The 11,705-nt window shown below is 44.2% G+C and carries 10 protein-coding genes; 3 read left to right on the top strand and 7 right to left on the bottom strand.

Annotation, left to right across the window (positions count from 1 at the left end; translation table 11 throughout):
* Nucleotides 1-22 precede the first annotated feature (22 nt).
* Both MKY24_RS12605 and MKY24_RS12600 read right to left on the bottom strand, forming a co-directional pair.
* Entirely contained in the window at nt 23-577 is a 555-nt protein-coding gene (locus MKY24_RS12605; protein ID WP_233903898.1) for a cyclase family protein, read from the bottom strand.
* Between the two features lie 385 nt (nt 578-962).
* A complete protein-coding gene (locus tag MKY24_RS12600; protein ID WP_071558742.1) occupies nt 963-1,877 on the bottom strand; it encodes an arginase family protein in 915 nt (304 codons plus the stop codon).
* A gap of 106 nt (nt 1,878-1,983) precedes the next feature.
* Between MKY24_RS12600 and MKY24_RS12595 the strand changes: the two genes are divergently transcribed.
* Entirely contained in the window at nt 1,984-2,325 is a 342-nt protein-coding gene (locus tag MKY24_RS12595; protein ID WP_013310350.1) for a helix-turn-helix domain-containing protein, read from the top strand.
* 147 nt (nt 2,326-2,472) lie between these two features.
* On the opposite strand, the gene MKY24_RS12590 is transcribed toward MKY24_RS12595, so the two are convergent.
* From MKY24_RS12590 to MKY24_RS12575, 4 genes are all read right to left on the bottom strand, one after another.
* Nucleotides 2,473-2,634: a hypothetical protein gene (locus tag MKY24_RS12590; protein ID WP_155613675.1), complete on the bottom strand. Its 162-nt coding sequence runs from the start codon at nt 2,632-2,634 to the stop codon at nt 2,473-2,475.
* A gap of 55 nt (nt 2,635-2,689) precedes the next feature.
* On the bottom strand, nt 2,690-4,450 hold the full coding sequence (locus MKY24_RS12585; RefSeq protein ID WP_339202158.1) for a sugar-binding domain-containing protein: 1,761 nt from the start codon (nt 4,448-4,450) through the stop codon (nt 2,690-2,692).
* A 280-nt stretch (nt 4,451-4,730) separates the two neighbouring features.
* On the bottom strand, nt 4,731-5,660 hold the full coding sequence (locus MKY24_RS12580; RefSeq protein WP_023988598.1) for an ArsR family transcriptional regulator: 930 nt from the start codon (nt 5,658-5,660) through the stop codon (nt 4,731-4,733).
* 263 nt (nt 5,661-5,923) lie between these two features.
* Complete coding sequence (locus MKY24_RS12575) at nt 5,924-7,984, bottom strand: beta-galactosidase (RefSeq protein WP_279833650.1); 2,061 nt, start codon at nt 7,982-7,984, stop codon at nt 5,924-5,926.
* A gap of 149 nt (nt 7,985-8,133) precedes the next feature.
* On the opposite strand from MKY24_RS12575, the gene MKY24_RS12570 reads away from it, so the two are divergent.
* The gene (locus MKY24_RS12570; RefSeq protein WP_023988596.1) at nt 8,134-8,973 is read left to right on the top strand and encodes an AraC family transcriptional regulator; all 840 of its coding nucleotides are present in this window, start codon (nt 8,134-8,136) and stop codon (nt 8,971-8,973) included.
* Between the two features lie 170 nt (nt 8,974-9,143).
* Here MKY24_RS12570 and MKY24_RS12565 read toward each other — a convergent pair whose 3' ends face one another.
* Nucleotides 9,144-10,031: a LysR family transcriptional regulator gene (locus tag MKY24_RS12565; RefSeq protein WP_339202157.1), complete on the bottom strand. Its 888-nt coding sequence runs from the start codon at nt 10,029-10,031 to the stop codon at nt 9,144-9,146.
* A 111-nt stretch (nt 10,032-10,142) separates the two neighbouring features.
* On the opposite strand from MKY24_RS12565, the gene MKY24_RS12560 reads away from it, so the two are divergent.
* A complete protein-coding gene (locus tag MKY24_RS12560; RefSeq protein WP_339202155.1) occupies nt 10,143-11,528 on the top strand; it encodes an MFS transporter in 1,386 nt (461 codons plus the stop codon).
* Nucleotides 11,529-11,705 lie beyond the last annotated feature (177 nt).

Below are 11,705 nucleotides of genomic sequence, written 5' to 3'. Positions count from 1 at the left end.
ACCTATTGTTCCTCGTTAGCTTTTATTCTTCAACTTCAACAATGATGTTAACCATAGATGCATCGTGATTTTTAATGCGAAGTGGTGCTGTGAAAGCAGATAATATCTTTTTACCAATTAATGGTGCAGGGTTTATGTCTTCGTAAATGAGCATTGTCGGCTCTTCATATTTTTCATGGTCTAAGAAGGCATGGTGAACAAAATAGCCGTTTCTTTTGGCTTCTTCCAGATTTTCAATGCTCATGGTATCAATGGCCACAGCTTTGCAGTTCGGCAAATTTTTACGGATGAATTCCGCTGCTTTGGGAGAGACGGCTGGGAAATTATTAGCGTATTTCTCAAAATCCGTATCTCGGTGTTTCCAATAGCTTGTATTAAAGATGAGAATATCCGCTTCATGCAGCTCTTCATATTCCTGAAGCATTTCAATGGTAATAAAGCCGTTCGGATCAAGAGGACAATCAATTAACAGCGGTTTTCGATAGATGAATTCTTCAATCGGAACAGCATCTATTCCCTTACCGTTATTTAAATGATGCCACGGTGCATCGACATGGGTGCCGACATGAAGATACATACTTAACACACTTCCATTTCAGGCATCCCCTTTGTCCAAACGCTCTCTAGGCTCTAACTTCACTTCTGGCAATCCTGGATAAACAGGCATTCCTTCATATATTGGGTAACCGATTTCAACGTATTTTGACATACTAAGACGCTCCTGTAATTTTAGTTTTAAGAATCCATTATTATAGGGGATATTCGCCTAATGTGTAGCTTCCGAAAAGTATAAGCGGAGTACAAACAGACAAACTGATAAAAAGACCATACCCCTACAGGTCAACTCCCTCATTTTAATTTATATTTTATATTCAATCGCCCTATCTTTCATGAAATCGTACGACCACTTCTCCTTGATTGTCCTTTTAAGAAAGATAATATAAAAATAATAAACGATTATCCTAAGATATTAAAATAGGTATCTCTCCAAGCAGATTCTTTAAGTTAATAGAATCCCACGGCATATGCTCCGTTATACCTAATCCAACTACATCTGTTTCTTCAGATAGTTCTTTAATCAGATTAAGTAGCTGAGGCATTTGCATTGTTCCCGCAGGAGAAAAATTATAAGGTGCTTCAGGGTTGGCGAATAATAAAGAACGAAATGCTTTTGGGTCAAGCACATCTAAATCAAGGTGAATAGCTAGGTGCTTAATGCCACTTTCTTTAATCCACTCTCTTATAGATTCAGTACTATTCGTTAACTCTTTGGTTCCTGCAGTTTTAATTCCTAGTCTTTGAATCATTTCTGTGTCTGATTCTACAGGAGCTATATCTAGCCTTTGAAACGCTTCTGAAATGACTTCTGATTCTTGTTCTGTAGGAGCCGCTAATCCCGCGATAAAGACATTTTCAGGTTTTAGTGGGATTTTCACATGTTTTGTGAACTCCTCATCTCCTTCTCCCAAAAGATTTCCGAGCGGTAATGTATGACCGTTATCATAGCCCACATATCTAACTAAATCACTGTGAGCATCGATCCAAATTAAACCTAATTCCCCACCGTATCGTTCGTTCAAATAGGCAAATGGAGCTTGTTCCACTAAGCAGTCACCACCAAACATTACAATGCGATCTGGCTTATGAGCATCAATGATATGCTGAGCAGCCTCTAACTGTTCAAGTAGCTGTTTTCTCCCATTCATACCGTTTTCGTTTTCAAGCGGAGTACCCTTATAAGCTTGAACTGGAACATGAATAAGAGGTTGTTCATTATCCGGAGCTAGCCAAGCAAGCAGTTCGGCTCCAAAAGAGTAATTAGGATTGTTTCCCCCTTGCCATTGTGGCATTAACAGGCGTATTGTTTTTTTAGTCATGTTTTTCTCTCCTTTACTTCAAAAGTAAGGTTAGTATAAACTGAACACAAATAAAAACGTAGTACGCACTATTTTGATAGGTACTACCCGAAAGGATAGTGTAAACATGAGTATGGCTGAATTTAAAGGTAAAGTTAAAAATATTCAAGATACACCTTTTGGTTATACAGTTTCATTGATTGGTGGTAAATGGAAAATGGTTATTATTTATCTCCTAGCCGAAAACCGAACAGTTCGCTTTAATGATCTGAAAAGACAGATAGGGGCTATTACTTATAAAACATTGAGTTCACAACTAAAAGAACTGGAAGCGGATGGTCTGGTGAATCGAAAAGAATATCCTCAAGTCCCCCCTAAAGTCGAGTACAGTCTCACAGATAAAGCAGAAACGCTATTACCTGTTTTGGAAGGGTTATGTGAGTGGGGAACAAAAAACCAAAATAATTAAATCCAGTTTTCTACTAAAAATCCTGTATGCGAAAAATTGTCCTGTTTTCCAACACTGCTATCCCAAGTTAAACTCTATGGTTAACAGCAGTGACACTTTGTTTATTTAGCTCTAAATGCTGAAGATGCCGTATTCATATACTTCCTCTTATTCTCCAACCGAAGAGGAAAGGCGGCCTTCCATAATGGCTCTGATTTGTTCGGTCGGCATCTTCGGGTGTCTATCGTGCGTCAGCAGAACGTTGATTCCCTGTTCCACGTCCGTCAGCTGTGTGTAACAAAAACCTTGTACGACAGGTGAATGCAGCAATGACTGGACATCAGCATGCAGCCGTTCTAGAAATTCTATTATCTTAATTATCGCTTCAAGCCAGATTTATCTCCCGAATCACTTCAAGCGGAACCTTCGGTTTTCGGTCTTCCGTCAACAATCCGTTGACTTCCTGCTGTACATCGGTTACCTGTGTATAGCAATAGCCCGAGAGATAGGGGGTCGCTTTAATTGCTCCGGTGACTGCACGGAAACGTTCGATAAAAGCTTCGACTGAATTCACCTGGTTTCCGTATCCCCAGCCCATGTCCGTCTGGAAGGCAATGCCGCCGAATTCGCTTATGATAATTGGTTGTCCCCGGTAGGCATATCCTTCTGCAAAGGCATATTTCCAATTGTTAAAGGAGATGCTGTTGTTTACAATGCTTTCCTTGTCCTGATATCGCTCCAAAAACTCTTCGCCCGTCTCCACATAATCATGAAGGGTTAAAATATCCGAGACTGTATGCTCCCATCCGTCATTGGTAATCACCGGACGATACGGATCAATCGTCTTCGTCAGATGATAGATGGTTTGCGTGAACTGCTGCTGCCTTACATCATGTCCAATGGTCGATATGCCCCACGATTCATTGAACGGGACCCAAGTTATGATGCTCGGATGATTGTACTGCTGCGGCACGATTTCCAGCCATTCCTTCGTAAAGCGGCTAACCGCCTGATCATTGAACTCAAAGGTCGCCGCCATTTCCGACCAGACGAGCATGCCTTTCACATCACACCAATATAAAAAGCGAGGGTCTTCCAACTTCATATGTTTACGAACCCCGTTATATCCCATCGCGGCTATTTTATCGATATCTTCGATAAGAGCTTCTTCAGACGGCGGAGTCAGATGTGTTTCCGGCCAGTAGCCCTGATCCAGAATCAGCCGCTGGTAAAGAGGACCATTATTCAATAGAACCTGTCCGTTTTCAATCGATATTTTCCGCATGCCAAAATAAGAATACACCCTGTCGCACTCTTTCTCATCCTCATACAGAATAAACTCTACATCGAACAAGTTTGGCGATTCCGGTGACCACAAGCACTGCTTCCATGGACCACCGGCTTCATGAAATACATGGACCTCTACCGTTATCCAGGGCCTGTCGGCAGATAGGTTGACCTTTTTCACATGCTGTCCTTTCAGCGTAATCCGTGTCTCTAGGCGTAAATTATCTTTACCCTTGATACCCATGAGCTGAAAGTCAAAGCGGATCATATGACGGTCGATATCCGGTGTTATCTTGACCTCATTGATTCTTACCTCATTCACATATTCAATCCACACACTTTTCCAGATTCCGGTGCTCTGTACATAAAAGCATTCAAAGTTTTGATCCACCCAACGCTGCTTTCCCCGGGGCTGCGTGCAGCTCTGACTATCCTCCACTTTAAGCACGATGCTATTCTCCGAGTCGTAAGTGATATAGGGTGTGATGTCGAAAGAAAACGCAGCATAACCTCCTTCATGCTCACCAGCCATAAATCCGTTCACCCAGCATTTCGCTTTATAATCTACACCCTGAAAATGTAGAATTGTCCTTTTCGCTATTGCCTCCTGCGGGACCTTCACGCTCCTGCAGTACCAGACCACCGGATGGAAGGTCTCGACTCCGATCCCGCTTGCCTTGGTTTCATAAGTAAAAGGTACGAGGATTTTGGCTCCCTTCGGAAAATGATGATACCATTGCTCGCTTTCACCCACTTTGCCGTCGTCGAAGGCGAAATCCCACACCCCATTCAAATCCAGCCACTCTTTACGGACAAATTGCGGCCTTGGATAATTTTTGATATAAGCGTTTGTAGTCATACGGTTTCCACCTATCCTTTGATATATAATTAGTCACCTTAGCCTGATGACTTTACAGTGCATTGCTATCATCTGTAGGTCCGATCGTCATCCTTTACCTCCGCTTCGAAATACAAACAATAAAATCGATTTGTTACACTATTATTGTATCTTTAGGGGATTATATAGTGATGCATTTTTAATGTCAACGCTTTCAAGTTAATTTTATGTAACTAATAAACTGAATAAGGCTTTAGCTACAGAGCACCTGCAACTAAAGCCTATCCATTTCACCAATATCTCAATCCATGACATAATTCACAGTCATTTTGATATTCTGATCATAATCTCCAAATTGCTTTCCGAACAGGTTGAGCCCACCTTGATGCACCGCATCTGGCTTAATTCCGATCCGCAAACGCAATTTGTGGCTGTTTTGCAGGTTGAGCTGATCCAGTGTAACCGAGGAAACCTTCTCCATATCCAGCGCAGTCTTCTCTTTATCTACTCGCCAGGTCTTGAGCAACCCATACTGGGTAGACCACTCATACCACCAGGCAGGATTCAGCTTGCCGCGCCTGTCTCCAAAATCACCGGGACACGTCCACATGCCAATCTCCACGCCATTAACCCACAAGGAAATATCAGAAGGCCAATTGTTGTCATAGTTTGGTGCTTCAGAACACATTTCCATCGATAGCTCAAGCGATTCTATTCGCGCTCCTGCCGGTATTTCGAGCGGCATTAAATACTCGACATAGCCCTTGCGGAACCATATCATCTGGGCTCCGATATGCTTCGGGTGGAAAAAACTCGCCGGTTCGTCCTCGCGTATGATCATCCCGTCTGCATTGGCCATGCCGCACGTCGGTGAAACCTCACAATCGCTATAATGACCGATCGGCATGTCCACTTCGTAGATCTGTACATCCCCTTTGGGTACTGCTTTTTCAAGATTTAGCGCAATATGAATGTCATCATAATTGCGGCTGCACATCTTCATCGCGCCGCGAGAGGCAGGCAGCAGCTCTGTATTAATCAGTCTAGCAGCCTCCAGAACCTTGATATTGTTGGCTACCGTAGACACCGGAAGTTGAAGAGCTTCCGCTATTTCTACAATATTAAGGTTTTTAGAAATCAAGAGGCGGAGAATATCAACTCGGGAACGGGTGGATAAAGCATGCGTAACCGTTACCAGCTTGTCCGGATCATCAAAACTAAGCTCAAGCATTGCATCACCCATCTCAATTTACTGTGATTATATTACAATTAGTTTACTTGTATGCTTTGAAGGAGTCAATAAACTTGTATTAAATTATTAATTTTGTATTAAATGCCGATCATGTCCGATTTCTCTGGTTCAAGAACCCATAGGAAAGACAGCGATTTTTGAGCGGAACCCTGTATACAAATGCAACACGTTATTCCTTTGCTTTATGCAATAAAAAGCCGCTGATCTTCGGATTAAGATCAGCGGCTGATGCTCTCTTCATTTTAAACTTTCTTTAATACCCATACTCCATACGGTTCCAATGGTACGGTACCAGTAAGCCTCCTACCGGAAAGGAGTTCCTCCGTCTCAACACTCAGTTTAACCTGAGCCGTTTCTCCGCTGTAATTCAGTAGAAATACCAGCTCTTCTTGTACATCCGCACGAATAGCGACTTCTACCGTCGAAGGAGCTTTGCACCACCCCGCAAGCGGAGATGTCACCGGCAGCTGTCTTAGGAGCTCAGCCGCTAATGCTAGGTCAAAAGCTGCACCCCAATAGTAGACCAGTCCCTTGCCGACACGGTTGACGGTCAAGGCCGGTTTCCCTTCATAGTAGCTTGATGCGTACTCTGCGAGTACTTCTACCGTATCAGCATGAACATTCAATATATCGTTGAAGCCTGGAGCCCAAAAATCAAGAGCTTGATCCTTAAATCGCACCGATACAGGTGATGCCGTCCCATTTATCATCGTAAAGTCCTCTACGTGGACGCCGCTCATTGCGGCTGCAGGGCCTGGGAGTGGCTGCATGCGGCAGTGACCGAACTCGTTCTTATAACCGGTGCGGCAGCCGAAGATCAGGATGCCCCCATCCTCTACATATTTCTGTAACATAGCTGCCGTACTGTCTCGTAGGATCGCCGGATGCGTGTATACCAGCACCTTGTAATTGGCCAGTTCCCGCAGCTGTTCTGATTCCATACCCGGACGGATTGTAACCATATCCGAAGGTATATGTCCATACTGCAGTGCCTTGTACCAGCCGAGCTCACTTTGCTTTGTCAAGGGACCATACCATTTATCCAACTCGCCATCCCACTCGTTATCATAGTCACGAAGTAGAGCAACCTCTGCCACGTAACGTTTGCCAAGAATCCGCCCTCCAACCTTTTGCAGCTCCTTTCCGACGCGGCCTGCTTCTGCGACCCGACGATTCGGCTGATTGTGATAATCATTAATTCCATGCCAGTACATTTCCGTACCAAACGTTGCCGTTCTCCAGCGGAAATACAAAATCATGTCTGCCCCGTGAGCAATGCTTTGGTAGGTCCACAATCGCATCTGCCCCGGGCGCGGAGATGGCATCTCCATCCTGTTCACCCATCCTCCTGGACCGGATTGCTGCTCCATCACGCAGAAATTTGGTGACATCCCTCTGACGTTACTTAAAGTAAGCCCCCACTTGCGATCCAGCAATGGCTTCTCCCCTTGGTCCGGATAAATGGTACTGAATTGAGGGTAAGAATCGTACGAGAAAAAATCAAGCAGTTGATCCGTCATTTTATGGCTATCCAAATGCCCGAATACACCGTTGGTTGTCACCCACTGATTAGGCGCCACTGACCGAATAATGTCCACTTGTAGCTTGGCAAACGAAATGGTGTTATCGGATATAAATCGCTTCTCGTCCAAAGCCTGATGAGGATTCGTTGACCCGGATACGGTCGGACGAGTTAGATGGACCTGATTCCAGCTGTCGTAAGTTTGATTCCAGAATACAGCCCCCCAGGCCTTGTTGAGTTGCTCCAACGTACCGTATTTTGCCTCTAGCCAGCGCCGGAAAGCCTGATGATCTGCCTCGGCATAGAAGACGTTTATCTCGCAGTTCAGCTCATTATCAATTTGCCACCCAATGATGGCCGGATGATCTTTGTAATGTTGTGCCATCTCTCTTGTAATACGTGCGCAAAGCTCCAAATAAACGGGACTGCTGTAGTTATAATGCCGACGCTGACCGTGTTGGAACGTGACCCCTTCCATGGATACGTTCAGCACCTCGGGATACTTATAAGTAAGCCATGCCGGTGGCGTAGCTGTTGGTGTGCCCATGATCACTTGAATCCCGTTCGCGTCTGCCTGCTCCAAGAAACGGTCAAACAGCGTGAATTCGAACTTTCCTTCCTCCGGCTCGAAGATCGACCAAGCAAATTCTCCAATCCGAATGATGCTGAAGCCCAGTTCCTTCATTCTTATGAGATCGTCCGACCACAACGATTCGTCCCAGTGTTCAGGATAATAACAAGCTCCTAAATGAAAGCGATCTAAAGATAAGGATTTCGGCATGCTCCAATTCTCCTTCAGTAGAAGTGATAGTACAAAAATGTGATTCTCTGATAATCGTATCTATTGTAATATAAGAATAAAAGGATTAGAATAACTCGATTTTGCTAATTGAATTACTTTTTTGCTAACTTACTCAAGGAGATGGATACATGATTAAAATAGATTGTTATCTTCCTTCACCCATTCTAAAAGGTATACTGTTTCCCGAATCGTTAGGGCATTACAAGAACTTCCCCAATCATGGGGAGCGAAGGAATGCAGGATTACTGAAAGATTACAATTTACATATCATTTTTGCAGGCAAAGGCGCTATTGTGCATGATGGGAAGGAAATCGAGCTTACCCCTGGCATGGGCTTTCTTTTCGGCAAGCATACGACGCAGCAATATCGAACTAAACCCGAGGATCCCTGGGATGTCCGATGGATTCATTTTGACGGGCAGGATGTAGATTCGCTATTACAAGGTCGAAGCATGCACGAACCGTATCTGTTCTCGCTCCACCGGCCAGAACGTTTAAAACCGCTGATGGAAGAAATGTTGCAACTTGCCCAAACTTACCGTCACGACTATGATGTACAGATCTCTTCCCTGCTTTATGAAGTCCTTCTGGAGATCGTCCATCATTCCCACCAAATTTTCGGCACCTCTCCCGGCGGCACCGTCCATGAGAGGATTCGTCATACGGCGGAATATATTCGTATGCATTGTCGAAACATGCTCGATTTGAAGACAATGGCTGCAACGTCAGGTTATAGCTCCTTTCATTTTAGCCGACTCTTCCATCAGATCATGGGTAGTACTCCAGCTCAATATTTGCTCCAATGCCGAATAACGCTGGCCAAACATTTGCTTGTATCTACGGCACTCACTGTAAAGCAGATTGCACTGGAAACCGGCTTTCATCAAAGCAGCTATTTTATCAAGAGATTTCGGGAGCATACAGGCATCACGCCGGAGCAGTTTCGCCAGCTGAGAAGGATGGGTTAGTACAATCCAAAAACTCCTTCAATAGCTGGGCGTGTGTGTATGGCAGCGTACAAATCGAAATTACAAATTATGCAGTTGAATAAAAGAATAAGCGGCCGCTTAGGACGTTTGGTTAACATGTCCTACGCTACCGCTTTTGTTAATGTTTTTTATTTCGCTTATATTTGGGATTAATTTGTCTGTTTGGATATCGCTCCGAAATATTCTACAACTACCTCACGGAATTCCAGAGTAGCCCGCGAAATATACCGACTCCTGTGCCATAATAAAGCGATCTCCCGTACCAATTCGTGATTTTCTACTTGGAGATATTTAAGATGTTCCCGTGAATTTCTTGCCGTGCTTGGTATGAAGGCTATGCCAATTTCAGCTTCCACAAGCGTACTAAGCCTTGCAGGTTCATCCCCCTCATACACATACTTAGGTATAAAACCTTCCGATTTGCATATAGAGTCCACTAAATCGCGAGTACCGTAGCCTCTCTTTACACCGACAAACCATTCATCCCTTAGATCTGTCAACGTTACACTGCTTCGATCTGCCAGCCGATGTCCCTTTGGAACAGCTACAAGGATTGGGTCGATAAACACGATTTGGCATTCGATGTCATCTCCCTCTATTGGAGGTGAGGACAAGCAAAAATCGACCTCGCCTCTATGAAGAAGCGTTACCATTTCCTGCGTAGTCAGCATTTGCACATGAAATTGAATATAGGGTCGCTTTTTCCGAAACTCTCGAAGGATATTGGGTAATGTGCTAGCGGTGGTCACCGCCAATTCGAGAGTGCCATGTTCCGGGCTGGATAAATCACTAAGCTCCTGCTTCCCCTGCTCCAATTCAAATAAAGCCCTCTCTGCACGGTGAAGGAATCTGCTTCCGAACTCATTCAATCGCAGTTTCCTCCCTGTTCGATCGAATAGAGGAACCCCCAGATCTTCCTCCAGGCGCTGAATCGTTTTGCTCAGCGACGATTGAGTAACGTGCAGACTTCGTGCAGCTTCGGTCACATGTTCCAAACGAGCTACCGTCAGAAAATATTGCAGTTGAAGAAGTTCCATTATGATCCCCCATTCATTCCCCCAAGTCAATGAGATTATAACATCAAATGCGTTGGAATAAATAATCGGTTTCAAGTACGATGACATTAATTCGCTATGGGGGGACCAGAAATGAGCGTTCGCAGCTGGTGGTTAATGATTTCAGTTGGTCTAGGGATACTATTGAACCCATTAAATTCTTCGATGGTTTCTGTTGCTATTCCAAGTCTGCAAAAAGTGTTCCAACTTGACTTTACAGGTGTTTCCTGGATTATTTTTTCTTTCTACATTGCAAGTAGCATCGCTCAACCTGTCATGGGAAAAGCCAGCGATTTATTCGGTCGTAGAAAGATATTTCTTACCGGGCTTGTTGTAGCCTTCATTGCATCATTATTGGCTCCATTATCACCAAATTTCGGGTGGCTCATCGTGTTCCGCATTGTGCAATCCATCGGAACAAGCATGATGGTTGGGGTTGGAATGGCTATTGTTCGAATTCATATTACAGAAAAACAAGCAACTGCGTTGTCTATTTTGTCCATATTCCTATCTGGAGCAGCAGCAATTGGCCCCTTTATTGGCGGAGTCTTGATTCATTGGTGGAATTGGCCTGCTATCTTTTTCATCAATATTCCGTTTGTGGTGGCCAGCTTTGTATTGGCTTGGAGGAATATTCCTAAGGATGAACTGCCAACATCCTTAGCACGCAACATGTCCTTTCGTAAATGGTTTGAATTGATTGATGCATCAGGGATTCTGCTCTTCACAGTGGCTTTGGTTACCCTACTCGTTGGATTACTCTCAGCACAATCATTTGGACATATCTCATTAGGAAATGTCATTGTCGGGCTGATAGGTCTCGTTGCGCTGGGGATATTCGTACGACATGAGTTAAAAGCGACATCACCCTTTATCCCTTTACGCACATTCGCCAAGTACCCTGCAATGACTTGGGTGAATGTTGAATTCATGCTCGTTAATGTACTATATTACTCGCTCTTTTTCGGGCTTCCGTCCTACTTGCAAATGGTACGTCATGTCAGCGAGTTCCAAACAGGCATTCTCATGCTAAGCTTAGGCTTGTGCTCGCTAATTACTTCTCCAATTGCAGGACAATGGATCGATAAATCAGGACCCAGACCGGCATTGCTGGTGTCCGCAATTCTGATGACATTGGGGTCAGTGTGGCTCGTGACATTGAATCCAACTTCACCGGTTATCAGCGTGTGTTTGGCTTTAGCTGCATTCGGAATTAGCAACGGTTTGAACAATGTAGGTATGCAAGCAGCCCTGTTCCAAAGTTCTCCAAAAGAAATAATCGGTGTAGCATCCGGATTATTTAACACATCCAGATATCTGGGAACCATTATCTCTTCATTATTGATAGCTATCGTAATGGGAGGTACGTTTAGCTTCAAGGGATTTCAAATGCTTGGGATCATCCTTACGGTAATTGCATTGTCTTTGGTATTCATGAGTCGGCGGCACCGGGAGTCAGCGCAATTGCATGAGTCGTAGGTTCACTAAGTTCATATCTCAAACCATTGCGCGGCACCAATCATCATGCATCAAATGTCATTTATTTGGCGTAAAGATCTACTACAACAAGTTTTAATTCAGCGACATTGCTACATAAAACTTCGCTACATTCAAACCACAAAAGCCGTAAATCTCCGGGGTTATTGGAGACTTGCG

The organism is Paenibacillus sp. FSL P2-0322 (assembly GCF_037975315.1).
GTDB lineage: Bacteria > Bacillota > Bacilli > Paenibacillales > Paenibacillaceae > Paenibacillus > Paenibacillus polymyxa_B.
Note: the sequence above shows the minus strand (reverse complement) of the source record. Positions and strands in the feature narration are given on the sequence as shown.

Bases quoted from the DNA above. Each gene is read 5' to 3' on its own strand.
- MKY24_RS12570 (WP_023988596.1), top strand. From the start codon at position 8,134: ATGATTAAAATAGATTGTTATCTTCCTTCACCCATTCTAAAAGGTATA.
- MKY24_RS12580 (WP_023988598.1), bottom strand. From the start codon at position 5,660: ATGCTTGAGCTTAGTTTTGATGATCCGGACAAGCTGGTAACGGTTACG.
- MKY24_RS12600 (WP_071558742.1), bottom strand. From the start codon at position 1,877: ATGACTAAAAAAACAATACGCCTGTTAATGCCACAATGGCAAGGGGGA.
- MKY24_RS12595 (WP_013310350.1), top strand. From the start codon at position 1,984: ATGAGTATGGCTGAATTTAAAGGTAAAGTTAAAAATATTCAAGATACA.
- MKY24_RS12560 (WP_339202155.1), top strand. From the start codon at position 10,143: ATGAGCGTTCGCAGCTGGTGGTTAATGATTTCAGTTGGTCTAGGGATA.
- MKY24_RS12575 (WP_279833650.1), bottom strand. From the start codon at position 7,984: ATGCCGAAATCCTTATCTTTAGATCGCTTTCATTTAGGAGCTTGTTAT.
- MKY24_RS12565 (WP_339202157.1), bottom strand. From the start codon at position 10,031: ATGGAACTTCTTCAACTGCAATATTTTCTGACGGTAGCTCGTTTGGAA.
- MKY24_RS12585 (WP_339202158.1), bottom strand. From the start codon at position 4,450: ATGACTACAAACGCTTATATCAAAAATTATCCAAGGCCGCAATTTGTC.
- MKY24_RS12605 (WP_233903898.1), bottom strand. From the start codon at position 577: ATGTATCTTCATGTCGGCACCCATGTCGATGCACCGTGGCATCATTTA.